Annotated in this window: 16 protein-coding genes and 1 riboswitch; of the genes, 8 read left to right on the forward strand and 8 right to left on the reverse strand. The window is 70.9% G+C overall.

Annotation, left to right across the window (positions count from 1 at the left end; genetic code table 11):
* Window positions 1-12 precede the first annotated feature (12 nt).
* Entirely contained in the window at window positions 13-978 is a 966-nt protein-coding gene (locus OHS70_RS19975) for a carbohydrate-binding protein (protein WP_328399150.1), read from the forward strand.
* On the opposite strand, the gene OHS70_RS19980 is transcribed toward OHS70_RS19975, so the two are convergent.
* The 5 genes from OHS70_RS19980 to OHS70_RS20000 form a co-directional block, all read right to left on the reverse strand.
* A complete protein-coding gene (locus OHS70_RS19980; protein ID WP_328399151.1) occupies window positions 968-1819 on the reverse strand; it encodes a class II fructose-bisphosphate aldolase in 852 nt (283 codons plus the stop codon). The genes OHS70_RS19975 and OHS70_RS19980 overlap by 11 nt on opposite strands.
* Before the next feature lie 146 nt (window positions 1820-1965).
* Window positions 1966-2892, reverse strand: coding sequence for a 1-phosphofructokinase family hexose kinase (locus OHS70_RS19985; RefSeq protein WP_328399152.1), 927 nt, complete (start codon window positions 2890-2892; stop codon window positions 1966-1968).
* A gap of 504 nt (window positions 2893-3396) precedes the next feature.
* Window positions 3397-4572: an N-acetylglucosamine-6-phosphate deacetylase gene (nagA, locus tag OHS70_RS19990; RefSeq protein WP_328399153.1), complete on the reverse strand. Its 1176-nt coding sequence runs from the start codon at window positions 4570-4572 to the stop codon at window positions 3397-3399.
* The gene (locus tag OHS70_RS19995; RefSeq protein ID WP_443062750.1) at window positions 4572-5465 is read right to left on the reverse strand and encodes an ROK family protein; all 894 of its coding nucleotides are present in this window, start codon (window positions 5463-5465) and stop codon (window positions 4572-4574) included. The genes nagA and OHS70_RS19995 overlap by 1 nt, the downstream gene beginning before the upstream one ends.
* 192 nt (window positions 5466-5657) lie before the next feature.
* On the reverse strand, window positions 5658-6557 hold the full coding sequence (locus tag OHS70_RS20000) for an SIS domain-containing protein (RefSeq protein WP_328399155.1): 900 nt from the start codon (window positions 6555-6557) through the stop codon (window positions 5658-5660).
* Between the two features lie 282 nt (window positions 6558-6839).
* Here OHS70_RS20000 and OHS70_RS20005 point away from each other — a divergent pair, with 282 nt between their 5' ends.
* The 3 genes from OHS70_RS20005 (at window position 6840) to otsB (ending at window position 9245) form a co-directional block, all read left to right on the forward strand.
* Entirely contained in the window at window positions 6840-8072 is a 1233-nt protein-coding gene (locus OHS70_RS20005; RefSeq protein ID WP_328405772.1) for an ABC transporter substrate-binding protein, read from the forward strand.
* Window positions 8073-8138: 66 nt separating this feature from the next.
* Entirely contained in the window at window positions 8139-8375 is a 237-nt protein-coding gene (locus OHS70_RS20010) for a DUF3263 domain-containing protein (RefSeq protein ID WP_328399156.1), read from the forward strand.
* Between the two features lie 9 nt (window positions 8376-8384).
* Window positions 8385-9245 (forward strand): trehalose-phosphatase, encoded by an 861-nt coding sequence (gene otsB, locus OHS70_RS20015; protein WP_328399157.1) that lies wholly within the window; start codon window positions 8385-8387, stop codon window positions 9243-9245.
* Window positions 9246-9694: 449 nt separating this feature from the next.
* Here the strand turns inward: otsB and OHS70_RS20020 are convergent, their stop codons facing one another.
* From OHS70_RS20020 to OHS70_RS20030, 3 genes are all read right to left on the reverse strand, one after another.
* Complete coding sequence (locus OHS70_RS20020) at window positions 9695-11095, reverse strand: alpha,alpha-trehalose-phosphate synthase (UDP-forming) (protein ID WP_328399158.1); 1401 nt, start codon at window positions 11093-11095, stop codon at window positions 9695-9697.
* A gap of 67 nt (window positions 11096-11162) precedes the next feature.
* Window positions 11163-11450, reverse strand: coding sequence for a hypothetical protein (locus tag OHS70_RS20025; protein WP_328399159.1), 288 nt, complete (start codon window positions 11448-11450; stop codon window positions 11163-11165).
* A 38-nt stretch (window positions 11451-11488) separates the two neighbouring features.
* Window positions 11489-12433 carry a glucosyl-3-phosphoglycerate synthase gene (locus tag OHS70_RS20030; protein WP_328399160.1) on the reverse strand — a complete coding sequence of 315 codons (945 nt, stop codon included), beginning with the start codon at window positions 12431-12433 and terminating at the stop codon, window positions 11489-11491.
* A gap of 142 nt (window positions 12434-12575) precedes the next feature.
* A riboswitch (SAM riboswitch) is annotated at window positions 12576-12703 on the forward strand.
* Between the two features lie 17 nt (window positions 12704-12720).
* Between OHS70_RS20030 and thrC the strand changes: the two genes are divergently transcribed.
* From thrC to groL, 4 genes are all read left to right on the forward strand, one after another.
* Window positions 12721-14010 carry a threonine synthase gene (gene thrC / locus OHS70_RS20035; RefSeq protein WP_328399161.1) on the forward strand — a complete coding sequence of 430 codons (1290 nt, stop codon included), beginning with the start codon at window positions 12721-12723 and terminating at the stop codon, window positions 14008-14010.
* A gap of 23 nt (window positions 14011-14033) precedes the next feature.
* A complete protein-coding gene (locus OHS70_RS20040) occupies window positions 14034-14309 on the forward strand; it encodes a MoaD/ThiS family protein (protein ID WP_328399162.1) in 276 nt (91 codons plus the stop codon).
* Between the two features lie 420 nt (window positions 14310-14729).
* The gene (locus OHS70_RS20045; RefSeq protein ID WP_005315736.1) at window positions 14730-14933 is read left to right on the forward strand and encodes a cold-shock protein; all 204 of its coding nucleotides are present in this window, start codon (window positions 14730-14732) and stop codon (window positions 14931-14933) included.
* A gap of 332 nt (window positions 14934-15265) precedes the next feature.
* Window positions 15266-16888: a chaperonin GroEL gene (groL, locus tag OHS70_RS20050; RefSeq protein ID WP_328399163.1), complete on the forward strand. Its 1623-nt coding sequence runs from the start codon at window positions 15266-15268 to the stop codon at window positions 16886-16888.
* The last annotated feature ends 106 nt before the right edge of the window (window positions 16889-16994 follow it).

The raw sequence follows: 16994 nt of genomic DNA on the forward strand, positions 1-16994 counted from the left end.
GGAGTGACTGGGATGACGGCCGCGAACACCGGCGCGAGCACGCCCGAGGACGACGACCCGTTCGGCTACCTGTACGAGGACGGGCAGGCCGCGGGCGCGACCCCTCCTGGCCAGGGCCGCGGTTACGGCTACCCCGGTCCCGCCGCGCAGCCCGGCGTCCCCAGGACGTCGTACAACCAGGTCCGCACGGTCGGTGACCGCCGGCAGTACGGCCAGGTCCCGCCGCAGCAGGCGTACGGGCAGCCGGCCGCGCACTACGCGGCCCCCGAGACGTATCCCGGCGCCGCGGCCCAGACCCGCCAGGTCCCGATCCCGGCCCAGCAGGGCCACGGCGGCGGCCACGGTGGCGGCCGCAGTGGCGGACCCAACACCAAGGGCCTGCTGATCGGTGCGATCGCCGTGGTCGCGGTCGTCGTGATCGGCATCGCTGCCGCGCTGATCACCAGCGGCGACGAGAAGGACAAGGCCGGCGGCGCGCCGGGCGCGGGCGGCACCCCGACCGCTGCCGAGTCCGTGGAGACGACCCCGGAGACCAAGCCGGAGGAGTCCCCCGCCGAGCTCCCGAAGCAGGACGCGGCGACGCTGCGGCTGGGCCCGCCCGCGACGCTCGCGAAGGACGTCCCGGGCGCGGTGGGCGCGGGCGGCGCGTATGTCATGTTCAACGGTGTCGGCGGCTCGGCGAGCTGGTCGGTCGAGGTGCCCGAGGCCGGCGCCTACACGCTGTTCATCACGTACAGCGTGCCGGGCAAGGACGCCAAGACCTCGCTGACGGTCAACGGCGGTGAGCCGCGGTCGATCAACATGAAGAACTTCGCGAAGGCGGCGGAGGGCGACTGGGCCAAGGGCTGGACCAACACCTACGCCTACGTGAACCTCGACAAGGGCAAGAACGACCTCAAGATCTCCTGCGAGCAGGGCGATCAGTGCGAGGCGTACCTCGACCAGGTCTCGCTGAAGGCCGGCAACGTCAGGAACTGAGCACCCGCAGGAAACCCGCCACCGTCCCGGCCATCGCCTCGCGAGCCGGGACGAGGTATTTACGGGGGTCGACGGTCTTCGGGTCGGCCTCCAGGAAGGCGCGGACAGCGCCCGTGAACGCCGTGTTCAGGGCCGTGCCGACGTTGATCTTGACCATGCCGGAGGCGACGGCCGCGCGGATCTCCTCGTCGGGGACGCCGGAGGAGCCGTGCAGCACCAGCGGGACGGGTACGGCGTCGCGCAGGCGGGCGATCAGGCCGTGGTCCAGGGCGGCCGTGCGCTCGGTCATCGCGTGCGAGGAGCCGACGGCGACCGCGAGCGCGTCGACCCCGGTCGCGGCGACATACGCGGCGGCCTCCTCCGGGTCGGTCCGTACGCCCGGGGCGTGCGCGTCCAGCGGCGCCTCGCCCTCCTTCCCACCCACCTTGCCGAGCTCGGCCTCGATCCAGATGCCGCGCTCGTGACCCCAGCTGACCGCCTTTGCCGTGGCCGCGACGTTCTCGGCGTACGGCAGCTTGGACGCGTCGAACATCACCGAGCTGAAGCCCGCCTCGTGGGCGGCGTACAGCAGGTCCACGGAGACCACATGGTCGAGGTGGAGGGCGAGCGGCGCGAAGGAGGAGCGGGCGACGGCGGCGGCAGCGGCGGCGACGGCCTCCACCCGGCCGCCGTGGAATGTCACCGCGTTCTCGGAGACCTGCAGGATCGCGGGAGCGGCCACCTGCTCGGCCCCGGCGGCGATCGCCTCGGCGTGCTCGAGGGTGATGACGTTGAACGCGGCGATGCCGTGGCCGCGGGCCGCGGCGGAGGAGACGAGTTCACCGGTGGTGACCAGGGGCATGACGGGTTCTCACTTCCCGGGCCCGTGCGGGCCCGTCCGTACGGAGCCGGGTGGCCGCGCCCGGCGTCTCGCTCGTGCCGGATGTGCGCGGGTGAGGCAAGGATCGGCTGTCGGCCCGCCCGGGGCACGAACGCCGGCCCCTCGGCTCATGCCGCGGCCGCGCGTTCGGTCACCGCGATCCGCGGCAGCAGTTCGGCGTAGGCCGCCGCGTCGAACTCGCCCGCTGCCGGAGCCAGTACGGTCGCCGCCGACAGTGCCACCGCGCGGGACAGCCTTTCGGGCCACGGCAGTTGTTCCACCAGGCCCGACAACAGGCCCGCCACCGCCGAGTCGCCCGCGCCGGTCGGGTTGCCCTTGACCGGGGACGGCGGACTCGCCTGCCAGACGGTCGTCGGGGTGGCCACGAGCAGGCCTTCGGGGCCGAGGGAGGCGACCACGGTGTGGGCGCCGCGGCGGCGGGCGTCGCGGGCCGCGCGCAGGGGTTCGCGGGCGCCGGTGAGCTGGGCCAGTTCGTCGGCGTTGGGCTTGAGCAGGTCGGGCCGGGCCGCGATACCGCGGCGCAGCGGTTCGCCGCTGGTGTCGAGCAGCACCGGGACCCCCGCAGTGCGGGCGCGGCGCACCAGTGCGGCGTATGCGCCGACATGGATGCCCGGAGGCAGGCTGCCGCACAGCGCGACCGCCTCGGCCTCGCGCAGGAGCATGTCGTACGAGGAGAGGAACGCGGCCCACTCCTCGGGGGTGACGGTGGGTCCGGCCTCGTTCAGCTGTGTGGTGTCGCCGGTGGCGGCGTCCACGACGGCGAGCGTCCGGCGCGTGTTCCCGGCGATGGGCACGAGCGCGTCGTGCGGCCCGAGGGGCGCCAGCATCTCGCGCAGTACGGCCCCGTTGCGGCCGCCGGCGAACCCGGTGACGACCGCCTCGTGGCCGAGTGCGGCGAGCACCCGGGCGACGTTCAGCCCTTTGCCGCCGGGGCGTTCGCCGATCTCGCCGACACGGTGGGCGGTGTGCGGGGTGAGCGCGGCCACCTTGTACGTGATGTCGAGTGCGGTGTTGAGCGTGACCGTAAGGATCACCCGCTGACACCCCCATGGAACGTTTGCCGTGCTCGTACGGGGCCTGATCATGCCAAACGGAAGGCGGTTGGCCCAGACCCCCTGGCCGGCCAAGTGGAGCGGGGGCCGGTCCCGGGGTCAGGGCCGGCCCCGTGACAGCAACCGTCAACGGCCCCTGCCCGGGCTCACCACGGCCCCGTGGTCCACCCGGTGGAAACCACGACGGGACAGCAACCGTCAACGGCCCCTGCCCGGGCTCACCACGGCCCCGTGGTCCACCCGGTGGAAACCACGACGGGACAGCAACCGTCAACGGCCCCTGCCCGGGCTCACCACGGCCCCGTCGTCCACCCGGTGGAAACCACGACGGGACAGCAACCGTCAACGGCCCCTGCCCGGGCTCACCACGGCCCCGTCGTCCACCCGGTGGAAACCACGACGGGACAGCAACCGTCAACGGCCCCTGCCCGGGCTCACCACGGCCCCGTCGTCCACCCGGTGGAAACCACGACGGGACAGCAACCGTCAACGGCCCCTGCCCAGGCTCACCACGGCCCCGTCAGTGTGGAGCCAGTGACCCCTGCGCATCACGCCCTTCAGAGTGAACTCCGCGTCGAGGACCACCAGGTCCGCGTCCTTGCCCGGCTCCAGCGACCCCACCCTGTCGTACATGCCCAGGAGCCTTGCCGGGTTGGCCGAGATGGCGCGGACGACGTCCTCGACCGGGAGGCGGTCGACGGTGACCGCGCGCTTGAAGGCGGTGTCGAGGGTGAGCGTGGACCCTGCGATCGAGCCGCCCTCCACCAGGCGCGCGACCCCGTCCCTGACCTCGACCTCGAGCGGGCCGAGTTCGTAGCGGCCGTCGCCGAAGCCCGCCGCGTCCATCGCGTCGGTGATGAACGCGACCCGGCCGGCGCCCGCGCGGTGGAAGGCGAGTTCGAGCGCGGCGGGGTGCAGATGGGTGCCGTCGTTGATCAGCTCGACGGTGATCCGCTCGTCCTCCAGCAGTGCCGCGATGGGGCCGGGCGCGCGGTGCCCGAGGGCGGGCATGGCGTTGAAGAGATGGGTCGCGACGGTCGCGCCCGCGTCGATGGCCTCGACGGTCTGCTCGTACGTCGCGTCCGTGTGCCCGATCGCGGCGATCACGCCGTGCTCGGCGAGCAGCCGTACGGAGTCGATGCCGCCGGGCAGTTCGGTGGCGAGCGTGACCATCCTGGCCGTACCGCGGGCCGCGTCGATGAGCTTGCGCACATCGGCCGGGTCGGGGTCACGCAGCAGTTCCTCGCTGTGCGCGCCCTTGCGGCAGGGGGAGATGAACGGGCCCTCGAAGTGGATGCCGGCCAGATCACCCTGCTCGACGAGTTCGGACAGGAAGCCGGCCCGGTGGGCCAGGAAGTCCATGTCGCCGGTGACGGTGGAGGCGACGAGGGTCGTGGTGCCGTGCTCGCGGTGGGTGCGGACGCCCCTCAACACGTCTTCGGCGGTGCCGGAGGTGAAGGAGGCGCCGCCGCCGCCGTGGTTGTGGAGGTCGACGAAGCCGGGCACGACCCAGTGCCCGGACAGGTCGAGGACGGGGGCGTCGGCCGGTGCGGATCCGGCGATCCTCGTGCCTTCGACGACGACCCGTCCGTTCTCGACGGTCCCGGTCGGCAGGACCACCCGGGCGCCGGCGAGAACGGTGACTGTGGCGCGAGCGGCCATCAGGCGGATACCTCCGTGGCGAGTAGATCCCAGGCGAGCAGCCCTGCGCCCAGGCATCCGGCGGTGTCCCCGAGGGCCGCCGGGACGATGGCGGGCAGCTTCTGGAACGTCACACGTTCCTCGACCGCGGCCCGCAGGGGTGTGAACAAGGTTTCCCCTGCTTCGGCGAGACCGCCACCGATGATCAGAGTGCGGGGGTCCAGCAGGGTGAGCGCGGTGACCAGCCCGTCGGCGAGCGCGTCGACCGCGTCCCGCCAGACCCGTACGGCCCGCGCGTCCCCGGACGCGACGGCCTTCGCGCAGTCGGCGGCGTCTGCTTCCGCGTCCCCGGACGCGGTGGCCCAGGCGCGGGTGACCGCGGCGGCCGAGGCGACGGTCTCCAGACAGCCGTGCTGGCCGCAGCCGCAGGCGGGGCCGCCGGGCCGGACGACGATGTGGCCGATCTCGCCCGCGCAGCCGTGCGCGCCGGCCTCGATGGCGCCCGCGATGCCGATGGCGCCGGCGATCCCGGTGCCGAGCGGTACGAACAGGAAGCGGTCGGTGCCCTTGCCGGCCCCGATACGGCCCTCGGCGAGCCCGCCGGTGCGTACGTCGTGTCCCAGCGCCACGGGTACTCCGCCGAGCCGCTCCGCGAGCAGGGCGCGCAGCGGTACGTCGCGCCAGCCGAGGTTCGCCGCGTAGACGGCGATGCCGTCCTCGGCGTCGACGATGCCGGGGACGGCGACTCCGGCGGCCTCCGCGGCGGCACCGAGGTGGGTGGTGCCGTAGGCGCGCAGATCGGTGGCGAATCCGAGGATGGACTCCACGACGGCGTCCGCGCCGCGGTCGCGCCCGGTGGCGCGCCGTGCCTCGTGCAGCAGTGTCCCGTCCGCCCCGACGAGGGCGGCCTTCATCCCGGTGCCGCCCACATCGAGGGCGATGACGTGTCTCACGAGGACAGTCTCGCGCGCCGGACCAGAAAAGGTCTAGTCCACTGCCCGAGATTGTTGCCATGTCATACAAACGGCATACGAGCAGGAGGCCGTCCACATGGCCCGCCTCGGGACGGGCCTGCGGCCTGGCCGTATGCGCTGAGGTGCCCTCCCTCAGGAGGCCGAAAGGATCACGCTGCGCGTCAGGTTGCGCGGGCGGTCCGGGTCGTGGCCCTTCGACTCCGCCAGCGTCACCGCGAGACGCTGCGCGCGGATCAGGTCCGCCAGCGGGTCCGCCTCCTGGCGGGCCACCAGGGTGCCGCCGGTCCGGGCGACATCACCGGCCAGCCCCTCCGGGAGCGCGCCGAAGACCCATGCGACACGGTTCGGGCCGGTGATCGAGATCGGGCCGTGGCGGTACTCCATCGCGGGGTACGACTCCGTCCATGCGCCCGCCGCCTCGCGCAGTTTCAGGCCCGCCTCCAGCGCCAGCCCGTATGTCCAGCCGCGGCCCAGGAAGGTCCACTGCTCGGCCGCCACGACCGCTTCCGGGAGCGGCTCCGTGATCGCCAGCTCGGCGTCGACCGCGGCGTCGGCCAGCGGCTTGACACCCGGCAGCTCGCCGAGGCCGGCCCGCAGGAACGCCAGCGCCGTGGTGGCGAACCTGGTCTGGACGACCGACTCCTCGTCCGCCCAGTCCAGCACTGCGACCGCGTCCGCCGCGTCCCTCACCGGCGTCCTCGGGCCGGCCGTCAGCGCGAGTGTGGGCACCGTGCCCCGCAGCTTCGCCAGCAGGTCCAGGACCTCGGTCGTCGTACCGGACCGGGTGATCGCGACCACCCGGTCGTAGGCGCGGCCCGCCGGGAACTCGGAGGAGGCGAACGCGTCGGTCTCGCCGAGTCCGCCCGCCTCGCGCAGTGCTGCATATGCAATTGCCATGTGCCAAGACGTCCCGCAGCCGATGACGGCGACACGCTCACCCGGCCGCGGCAGACCCTCGAAGGCTGCGGCCGCCTCGGCCGCTCGGCGCCAGCAGGCGGGCTGGGTGGCTATCTCGGCTGCAGTACGGGACATGCGGGACGGCTCCTTGCAACGTGCGGTGACGGCGTCATGTGCCTCGGCAGCGGCCTACCCACTCCGTGCCCGGACGTGCGGGTGTTGCGAAAGTGATACCAGCAGTGGTGTAGACCTCATGGCCCCGATGGGGGAATCATCGCTCATCTCACAGCGCGTCACGGGGGGCGACTGGAGTGTAAGGGCATCCGGACATCCGGGCATCCGGACAACGACAGAGGGTGGGGAAGAGCTGTGCACCGGCGCTTCTTGGGTCTTGCCGCGGCCGCCGCGGCACTTGCGATGACGGTCTCGCTCACGGGCTGCGGCGGCGGCTCCGAGGGCGGCCCCGGTGACGTCACCCTCAAACTGGTGGCCGCGGACTACGACGTGGCGGGCGGCGGGAGCAGCAAGAACTACTGGGCCGATCTGACGGCCGCGTTCACCGCGCAGAACCCCGGCATCACGGTCGAGGTCCAGGTCGAGTCCTGGAACGACGTCGACCGCAAGGTCGCCGAGATGGTCAAGGCGGGGCACGCCCCCGACATCGCCCAGATCGGCGCCTACGCCGACTACGCCGCGGCCGACAAGCTCTACTCCGCCGACCAGCTGCTCACCATCCCCGTGCAGTCCAACTTCCTCGGCCCGCTGGTGGACGCCGGCGAGCACAAGCGTGTCCAGTACGGGCTGCCGTTCGTCGCCTCCACCCGCCTGCTCTTCTACAACAAGGAGCTCTTCGCCGAGGCCGGGATCGAGGAGGGCCCCAGGACTTGGGACGACCTCCGCGCCGACGCGCAGAAGCTCAAGCAGAGCACGGAGGTGAAGTACCCCTTCGCGCTGCCGCTCGGGCCGGAGGAGGCCCAGGCCGAGAGCATGATGTGGCTGCTCAGTGGTGGCAGTGACGGTTACACGGACGCCGCGGGCAACTACACGATCGACTCGCAGCAGAACATCGAGACGTTCGATTGGCTGAAGACCAACCTGGTCGGCGGGAAGCTGACGGGGCCGGTGCCGCCCGCGAAGCTCAACCGCAAGGACGCGTTCGCGGCGTTCACGCGGGGCGAGGTCGGCATGCTCAACGGCCACCCGTCCCTGATGCAGGCCGCGGCGAAGGAGGGCATCGACGTCGGCATGGTTCCCCTGCCCGGCCGCACCGGCAAGGCGAAGGCGACGATGGGCGTGGCCGACTGGATCATGGGCTTCAAGCAGAACGGCCACAAGGCCGAGATCGGCAAGTTCCTCGACTTCCTCTTCAGCGACAAGAACGTCCTCGACTTCGCGGGTCAGAACGGCCTGCTGCCGGTGACGGTCTCCGCCTCCGAGGCGATGGAGCGTGACCCCGAGCACAAGGATCTCCGTACGTTCCTCCAGGAACTGCCGGCCTCGATGCTGCCGCCGGTCGGCAAGACGTCGTGGGCCGCGGTCAGCGAGAGCATCAAGAAGAACGTCGGCGAGGCGGTCGAGCCCGGCGGCAGCCCGGCGGCGGTCCTGGGCCGTATAAGCCTCGAGGCGAAGGAAGCAGAACTGGCGGAGTAGTCACCCGCGGGGCATTGCGGAAGGGGCGGCGCCCACTCGTCGGTGGGCGTCGATAGGTTGGATCGTATGACCGACGACCAGGCGCTTTCGGAGCGTGAGCGGGCCGTTCTCGCCATGGAGCAGCGCTCCTGGAGCGGGCCAGGGGCCAAGGAGCGGGCGATAAGGGAGCAGCTCGGCATCTCCCCGGTGCGCTACTACCAGCTCCTCAACGCGCTCCTCGACGACGAGCGCGCGCTGGCGCACGACCCCGTTACCGTCAACCGGCTGCGCCGTGTGAGGGACGCCAGGAGAAGTCGCCGATAGGGTCGGTACATGGGCTCCCCGTACGCGCACCCCCTGCCGACGCCGTCCACTCCCGCGGGCCGTGACGGTCTGGCGGCTCTCCTCGCCCGGCCCTCAGGGGCCGTCGTCGCCCTCGACTTCGACGGCACCCTCGCCGAGATCGTGCCCGACCCCGAACAGGCCCGCGCCCACCCCGGCGCCGCCCCCGCGATCGCCGCGCTCGCGCCGCGGGTCGCCTCCGTCGCCGTGATCACCGGCAGACCCGCCGGTGTCGCGGTGCGCTACGGCGGCTTCGCCGGTGTGCCGGGCCTGGACCACCTCGTCGTCCTCGGCCACTACGGCGCCGAGCGCTGGGACGCGGTCAGCGGCACCGTCCAGGCCCCCGCCCCGCACCCGGGTGTCGCAGCCGCCCGCGCCGAACTGCCGGGTGTCCTCGACGGGGCCGGGGTCTGGGAGGGCACCTGGGTCGAGGAGAAGGGCCGTGCCGTCGCGGTCCACACGCGCCGCGCCACCGACCCCCAGGCCGCCTTCGACGCCCTGCGCGAACCGCTCGCGGCGCTCGCTGCCCGCCACGGCCTGATCCTGGAGCCGGGCCGCATGGTCCTGGAGCTGCGCCCGCCCGGCATGGACAAGGGCAAGGCCCTGTCGGACTACGTACGCGAGGTGAACGCCGAGTCCGTGCTGTACGCGGGCGACGACCTGGGTGACCTCCCTGCGTTCGGCGCGGTCGAGAAGCTCCGCTCGGACGGTGTGCCGGGGCTGCTGGTCTGCAGCGGCAGCAACGAGGTGACGGAGCTCGCGGACCGCGCGGACCTGCTGGTGCCGGGGCCGGCGGCGGTGGTGGAGTTCCTGGCGAATCTTGCGCAGCACCTGCCAGGTCCGCAGGTGTGAGGGCCGTGGGGGAGGGCGGGTTCTCCCCCACCCCGCCCTCTCCCACGGCCTGGCGGCCGTGGCAGGTACCCCAATCCCGAACCATGGGCTTCGCCCCTGACCCCGGAACGCCCTTCAGGCGTTCGGGGATCCTCCCCGCCGGGCATCTCCAGCCCGGCCGGCGATCGAGGACACGGCCGGAGGCCGTACCCGGGGGTCCGTGGCTGCCCCCGGTTACGGGAAGGCGCGGGTGAGGGAAAGCCCCCGCAGGGGGCCGGGCCTGCGTCGCCGCGCCGGTCCGCGCAGACCCGGAACCGGCGCAACGCCGGAACCAGCGCGGCCTCGGAGCCGGTACACCCGGAACCGGCGCGGCCTCGGAGCCGGTACACCCGGAACCGGCGCGGCCTCGGAGCCGGTACACCCGGAACCGGTGCGGCCTCGGAGCCCGCGCGGCCCCGGAACCGGCGCGCCTACGCGTCCTTGGCGCGCAGGGCCTCCAACTGGTCGAGGAACCACTGCTTCGGTGGCAGCGCCGTCGCCGCCGCCGCCAGGCGCTTGGTGCGTTCGGCCCGCTCCGCCTCCGGCATGCTCAGCGCCTCGTGCAGCGCGGCCGCAGTGCCGCTCACGTCGTACGGGTTGACCGAGAGCGCGTCGTCGCCGAGCTCCGCGTGCGCGCCCGCCTCCCGTGACAGCACCAGCGCGCAGCCGTGGTCGGACACGACGGGGACCTCCTTGGCGACCAGGTTCATCCCGTCCCTGATGGGGTTGACCAGTGCCACGTCCGCCATCCGGTACGCGGCCAGCGAGCGCGCGAAGTCGTCCTTGACGTGCACGACGACCGGAGTCCAGCCGTCCGTCCCGTACCGCGCGTTGATCTCGTCCGCGACCCGGGAGACCTCCGCCGTGTACTCCCGGTAGACCGCGAGATCCTGGCGCGAGGGGTAGGCGAGCGCGATGTGCACGACCCGCTCCCGCCACTCGGGGTGTTCCTCCAGCAGCTCCCGGTAGGCCAGGAGCCCCCGCACGATGTTCTTGGACAGCTCGGTCCGGTCGACCCGGACGATCGTCCTGCGGCCCTCGCCGATCTGCTCCCGCAGTTGTTCCATGCGCTCCGCCACATCGGGCCGGTGCGCGCGCTCACGCAGGAAGTCCGCGTCGGCGCCGAGTCCGTGCACACCTGTCCGCGTGGTGCCGGTGCCGCCGACCACCTGCTCGCAGCAGCCGGCGAAGGCGTCCGCCCACCGCCGGGTCAGGAACGCCAGCCGGTCCGCGCCCAGCATCCCGCGCAGCAGCTGTTCCGCGATGTCGTCCGGCAGCAGCCTGAAGTACTCCGCCGGCGCCCATGGTGTGTGCGAGAAGTGCCCGATCCGCAGGTCGGGGCGGAGTTCGCGGAGCATGCCGGGCACCAGGGCCAGGTGGTAGTCCTGCACCAGCACGGCCGCGCCGTCGGCGGCCCGCTGCGCCAGCGCCTCGGCGAACGCCTTGTTGTACGCCTCGTACGCAGCCCACTGCCGCCGGAACTCCTTGTCGAAGACCGGCTCCAGCGGGGTCTGGTACAGCATGTGGTGCACGAACCACAGCACCGAATTCGCGATGCCGTTGTACGCGTCGGAGTGGACGGCCGCGTCGATGTCGAGCATCAGTACACCCGGCTCGCCGACCCCGCGCCGGACCGCCTCGCGGTCGCCGTCGCTCAGGGCCGCGCACACCCACAGGGACTGTGCGCCGGATCCGATGGCCGACAGGCCGGAGACCAGGCCGCCGCCCCCGCGGCGGGCGTCGAGCTCTCCGTCCTCGTTCACCGTGTACGAGACCGGGCCGCGGTTGGAAGCGACCAGGATCTGGGCAGCGTGTTCACGCTCGGAGACCATGTGGCGAACCTAGCCCGTCCCGGGAAGCCTCAAACGTGCGTACGGTCTCACCGCGCCGGATCCGGTCTCAGTCCTTGTCGCGGCGCCGCGATGCCGCCACCGCGACGACTCCCGCCGCCGTCAGACTCAGCGCCACCCCGCCCAGCAGCCACAGCTGCTCGTTCCTGGATCCGGTGTCGGCCATCTCGCCGGGCTGGATCTGCACCGGCCGGAGCGAGGGTTCCGTCCCCGGCGACCCGTCCGCCCCCGTGGCGGCCGCGGGGCCGGGCGATCCGAGCAGTGCCGCGGCGGTGACCGCCAGGGCCCCGAGGATCCGGGGCAGCCGGCCATGGTTCCTGTCATCTTTCGCACCCATGTGTACGAAAGGTAGAGAAGATGTCCGCGTGATCCGGTTTATGCCGCGCGACGCGCCGCATACTCACCGATCTCACGCATCGGCGGCCGCTCCTCCGTGTCCACGGAGTACGTCCGCGGCTCGAACCCCGTCTCGCCCCGCTCGAACTGCGTCAGCGACGGCCGCACCAAGTGTCCGCGGGAAAGTCGCAGTTGGGCGGTACGGTAGATCGCCGCCGCCATCCGGCCCAGCGCCTGCCCGTCCTGGTGGCGGTGCTTGCGCGAACCGACGTCCACCTGCGCGAGCGCGTCCAGGCCCACCGTGTGCAGCGCGTCCACCAGCAGTCCCAGCTCCACCCCGTACCCGACCGGGAACGGCAGCCGCTCCAGCAGCGAGCGCCGTGCCGCGTACTCGCCGCCCAGCGGCTGGACGAAGCCGGCCAGCTGCGGCCAGTGCAGATTCAGCAACGGCCGGGCCACCAGTTCGGTCACCCGCCCGCCCTGGCCCGGCTGGCCGCCGAGCGGCCGGTCGTACATCGCCTTGACGAACTGCACCTCGCCTTCGGTCAGCAGGGGCCCGACGATCCCGGAGACGAACTCCGCGGAGAAGTCGCGCAGATCCGCGTCGACGAAGCAGACGATGTCACCGCTGGTCACCATCAGTGACCGCCACAGCACCTCGCCCTTGCCCGGCACGGCCGGTATGCGCGGCAGGATCGTGTCCCGGTGGACCACCCGTGCCCCGGCCGCCGCGGCCACTTCACCCGTACGGTCGCTCGAGCCCGAGTCGATGACCACCAGCTCGTCGACCAGCGGCACGCTCTCCATCAGCTCGCGCCGGATCACGGTGACGATGTCCCCGACCGTCGTCTCCTCGTCCAGCGCGGGAAGCACCACGCTGACCGACGTCCCGCGCCTGGCCTTGGCCGCCAGCAGCTGTTTCATCGTCCGGTCGGCGGCTGCCCAGGAACGCCTGCTCAGCCAGCGCTCCACCTCATCGAGCACGTGCGCGTCTCCTTGACTTCCGGTCGAGAGATCCATCTCGAGGTTCGGACGACTATCTCAACCGTCCAGGGCTTCGGTTACAGTCTTGAACAACGCCGATGACCGTCGCATGCCGGGGGTCGTCGCGCTGACAAGTGAATACCGCTCATCCAGAGGGGCAGAGGGAACGGCCCGTTGAAGCCCCGGCAACCCTCCCGCCGACCGCGAGGTCACGGTGGGGAAGGTGCCAATTCCGTCTCGTGGCGAGATGCGTCACGAGGAAGATGAGGAGAAAGGGCCTCGCCACCATGGCTGTGCAGACCGTTGCAAGCAGCACCACCACCCCTGTGGACCTCGGACCGGCCGCCGCGCTCTCGTGCCGCGAGTGCGGGGAGCGTTTCGAACTCGGCCCCATCTTCGCCTGCGCCTCGTGTTTCGGGCCGCTCGAAGTCGCGTACGACCTGCCGAGCGGCGACCCCGAGGCCCTTCGCAAGCGGATCGAAGCGGGCCCGGACAACATCTGGCGCTACGCCCCGCTGCTGCCCGTCCCCGCCGACGTGACCGGCAAGCCGAGCCTGAACCCCGGTTTCACCCAGCTGGTCAAGGCCGACAACCTCGCCCGTGAACTGGGCGTCACCGGCGGCCTGTACGTCAAGGACGACTCCGGCAACCCGACACACTCCTTCAAGGACCGTGTCGTCGCGATCGCCGTCGAGGCGGCCCGCGCCTTCGGTTTCACCACCCTGTCCTGCTCCTCCACCGGCAACCTCGCCGGCGCCGTCGGCGCCGCCGCGGCCCGGGCCGGCTTCCGCTCCTGCGTGTTCATCCCGCACGACCTGGAGCAGGGCAAGGTCGTCATGGCCGCCGTGTACGGCGGTGAACTGGTCGGCATCGAGGGCAACTACGACGACGTCAACCGCTTCTGCTCCGAGCTCATCGGCGACCCGCTCGGCGAGGGCTGGGGCTTCGTCAACGTCAACCTCCGCCCGTACTACGGCGAGGGCTCCAAGACGCTCGCGTACGAGATCTGCGAGCAGCTCGGCTGGCAGCTGCCCGACCAGATCGTGATCCCGATCGCCTCCGGCTCGCAGCTCACCAAGATCGACAAGGGTCTGCAGGAGCTGATCAAGCTCGGTCTCGTCGAGGACAAGCCGTACAAGATCTTCGGTGCCCAGGCCGAGGGCTGTTCGCCGGTGTCCACCGCCTTCAAGGCCGGCCACGACGTCGTACGCCCGCAGAAGCCGAACACCATCGCCAAGTCGCTCGCGATCGGCAACCCGGCCGACGGCCCGTATGTGCTGGACATCGCCCGCCGCACCGGCGGCGCGGTGGAGGATGTCGACGACGAGCAGGTCGTCGACGCGATCAAGCTGCTGGCGCGGACCGAGGGAATCTTCGCCGAGACGGCGGGAGGCGTGACCGTGGGCGTGACCAGGAAGCTGATCGAGCAGGGCCTGCTCGACCCGGCGCTCACCACCGTCGTGCTCAACACCGGCGACGGTCTCAAGACGCTGGACGCGGTCGCCCCGACCACCGGTCCGACCGCGACGATCCGCCCGAGTCTGGACGCGTTCCGCGACGCCGGCCTGGCCGGCTGAACCACCGAGAGAGGCAGCACACCATGAGCGTCAACGTCCGCATCCCCACCATCCTCCGCACGTACACGGGCGGCAAGGCCGAGGTCCCGGCCGAGGGCGCGACCCTCTCCGAGGTCATCGCGGACCTGGAGAAGAACCACGTGGGCATCGCCGCCCGGGTCCTGGACGACCAGGGCAAGCTGCGCCGCTTCGTCAATGTGTACGTGAACGACGACGACGTGCGCTTCGAGCAGGGGCTGGAGACGGCGACGCCGGACGGCGCGGGAGTTTCCATCATCCCCGCGGTCGCCGGTGGCTGACGCGACCTGGAATTACCCAGAGTAATGAGAATTGCCCCTTCCGGTGGAGAACCGGAGGGGGTAATTCTGCATGGTTGAGCGCGATAGAGTTGGGGAAGCGGCCTCCGCCACTCGCTTCCCCTGTGTATGAGAATGCGCCGGGAGGCGACAAGAAGTGGCCAAAGTGTGCGATCGAAATGCGCCTTTGGGGATACTTTGTGGAGCCCGACTTGCCCCGGAATTCACGGAATTTGCACATTCCATCCCTTTGCTACTGCGCAGAATTCTCGTCCGACTGACCTGTTGCAGACGGCAGTTGGACAGATACATTCAGCCGCGGTCGACGCGTTCCGGCGCACGCCCCTCCTGTCGGGGCGGTAGGTCTGACCCGGGTCCGCGAAGTGCGGTCCTGCGCAAGGGCCAGTAATAGGGGAGTTAGGCATGGCTCAGGGCACCGTCAAGTGGTTCAACGCGGAGAAGGGCTACGGCTTCATCGCGGTCGACGGTGGTGCGGATGTTTTCGTCCACTACAGCGCGATCCAGATGGATGGGTACCGCACCCTTGAAGAGGGTCAGCGAGTTGAGTTCGAGATCTCGCAGGGCCAGAAGGGTCCGCAGGCGGACATGGTCAAGCTGGCCGTCTGATCCGGTCGCGATCGGCCACCGACGTTCTCACTCCGAGGGGTCCGCATCCCATCCAGGGATGCGGACCCCTCGTCGTGCGTTCACGCACGGTTCGTCCGCCCTCCGCCTTCGCCGCTCTCCGCCTGCGGATCCCCGAGAGCCGCTTGCACTCTCCTATGCCGAGTGCTAATCATTGGCGTTAGCACTCTGCAGGTGAGAGTGACAGAACTTGGATCGGGTCGGTGAGGCCCGCGGGCCGGGTGGGGCAAGGAACCACACGGCTTGCAGGCCGTCCGTCGCGGGCACCAGCACGGTCCGGAGCAATCCACCCCAGTCCGGGAGGACCACTTCACATGGCCAAGATCATCGCGTTCGACGAGGAGGCACGGCGCGGTCTCGAGCGCGGGATGAACCAGCTCGCCGACGCCGTCAAGGTCACCCTTGGCCCCAAGGGCCGGAACGTCGTCCTCGAGAAGAAGTGGGGCGCCCCCACGATCACCAACGATGGTGTTTCCATCGCCAAGGAGATCGAGCTCGAGGACCCGTACGAGAAGATCGGCGCCGAGCTGGTCAAGGAAGTCGCCAAGAAGACGGACGACGTCGCCGGCGACGGTACGACCACCGCGACCGTTCTCGCGCAGGCGCTCGTCCGTGAGGGCCTGCGCAACGTGGCCGCCGGCGCCAACCCGATGGCCCTCAAGCGCGGTATCGAGAAGGCCGTTGAGGCCGTCTCCGGTGCCCTGCTCGAGCAGGCCAAGGACGTGGAGACCAAGGAGCAGATCGCTTCCACCGCCTCCATCTCCGCCGCCGACACCCAGATCGGCGAACTCATCGCCGAGGCCATGGACAAGGTCGGCAAGGAAGGCGTCATCACCGTCGAGGAGTCCCAGACCTTCGGTCTGGAGCTGGAGCTCACCGAGGGTATGCGCTTCGACAAGGGCTACATCTCGGCGTACTTCGCCACCGACATGGAGCGTATGGAGGCGTCCCTGGACGACCCGTACATCCTGATCGTCAACTCCAAGATCTCCTCGGTGAAGGACCTGCTCCCGCTGCTGGAGAAGGTCATGCAGTCGGGCAAGCCGCTGCTGATCATCGCCGAGGACGTCGAGGGCGAGGCACTGTCGACCCTGGTCGTCAACAAGATCCGTGGCACCTTCAAGTCCGTTGCCGTCAAGGCCCCGGGCTTCGGCGACCGCCGCAAGGCGATGCTGAACGACATCGCCATCCTCACCGGTGGCACGGTCATCTCCGAGGAGGTCGGCCTCAAGCTCGAGAACGCCGGCCTGGACCTGCTGGGCCGCGCCCGCAAGGTCGTCATCACCAAGGACGAGACCACCATCGTCGACGGTGCCGGTGAGAGCGACCAGGTCCAGGGTCGCGTCAACCAGATCCGCGCCGAGATCGAGAACTCCGACTCGGACTACGACCGCGAGAAGCTCCAGGAGCGCCTCGCGAAGCTGGCCGGCGGCGTGGCCGTCATCAAGGCCGGCGCCGCGACCGAGGTCGAGCTCAAGGAGCGCAAGCACCGCATCGAGGACGCCGTTCGCAACGCGAAGGCGGCCGTCGAGGAGGGCATCGTCGCCGGTGGTGGCGTGGCTCTGATCCAGGCTTCCTCGGTCTTCGAGAAGCTCGAGCTCGAGGGTGACGAGGCGACCGGCGCCAACGCCGTGAAGCTCGCGCTGGAGGCTCCGCTGAAGCAGATCGCCGTCAACGGTGGTCTCGAGGGCGGCGTCATCGTCGAGAAGGTGCGCAACCTGCCCGTCGGCCACGGCCTGAACGCCGCGACCGGTGAGTACGTCGACATGATCGCCGAGGGCATCATCGACCCCGCGAAGGTGACCCGCTCTGCCCTGCAGAACGCGGCCTCCATCGCGGCGCTGTTCCTCACCACCGAGGCCGTCATCGCCGACAAGCCGGAGAAGGCTTCCGCGCCTGCCGGTGGCGGCATGCCGGGCGGTGACATGGACTTCTGATCCGGCTTCGGATCGGACCCGTCCGTAAGGACGAAGGGCGGCACCCCTCCTCCCAGGGGGGTGCCGCCCTTCGGCGTCTGCGCGGCGACCGTACGGGCAACTGCCG

It is taken from the genome of Streptomyces sp. NBC_00390 (genome assembly GCF_036057275.1).
Taxonomy (GTDB): Bacteria; Actinomycetota; Actinomycetes; order Streptomycetales; family Streptomycetaceae; genus Streptomyces.

Coding starts and splice junctions, on each gene's coding strand:
- OHS70_RS19975 (WP_328399150.1), top strand. CDS start 13: ATGACGGCCGCGAACACCGGCGCGAGCACGCCCGAGGACGACGACCCG.
- OHS70_RS19980 (WP_328399151.1), bottom strand. CDS start 1,819: ATGCCCCTGGTCACCACCGGTGAACTCGTCTCCTCCGCCGCGGCCCGC.
- nagA (WP_328399153.1), bottom strand. CDS start 4,572: ATGGCCGCTCGCGCCACAGTCACCGTTCTCGCCGGCGCCCGGGTGGTC.
- OHS70_RS19995 (WP_443062750.1), bottom strand. CDS start 5,465: ATGAAGGCCGCCCTCGTCGGGGCGGACGGGACACTGCTGCACGAGGCA.
- OHS70_RS20000 (WP_328399155.1), bottom strand. CDS start 6,557: ATGTCCCGTACTGCAGCCGAGATAGCCACCCAGCCCGCCTGCTGGCGC.
- OHS70_RS20005 (WP_328405772.1), top strand. CDS start 6,840: ATGACGGTCTCGCTCACGGGCTGCGGCGGCGGCTCCGAGGGCGGCCCC.
- OHS70_RS20010 (WP_328399156.1), top strand. CDS start 8,139: ATGACCGACGACCAGGCGCTTTCGGAGCGTGAGCGGGCCGTTCTCGCC.
- otsB (WP_328399157.1), top strand. CDS start 8,385: ATGGGCTCCCCGTACGCGCACCCCCTGCCGACGCCGTCCACTCCCGCG.
- OHS70_RS20020 (WP_328399158.1), bottom strand. CDS start 11,095: ATGGTCTCCGAGCGTGAACACGCTGCCCAGATCCTGGTCGCTTCCAAC.
- OHS70_RS20025 (WP_328399159.1), bottom strand. CDS start 11,450: ATGGGTGCGAAAGATGACAGGAACCATGGCCGGCTGCCCCGGATCCTC.
- thrC (WP_328399161.1), top strand. CDS start 12,721: ATGGCTGTGCAGACCGTTGCAAGCAGCACCACCACCCCTGTGGACCTC.
- OHS70_RS20040 (WP_328399162.1), top strand. CDS start 14,034: ATGAGCGTCAACGTCCGCATCCCCACCATCCTCCGCACGTACACGGGC.
- OHS70_RS20045 (WP_005315736.1), top strand. CDS start 14,730: ATGGCTCAGGGCACCGTCAAGTGGTTCAACGCGGAGAAGGGCTACGGC.
- groL (WP_328399163.1), top strand. CDS start 15,266: ATGGCCAAGATCATCGCGTTCGACGAGGAGGCACGGCGCGGTCTCGAG.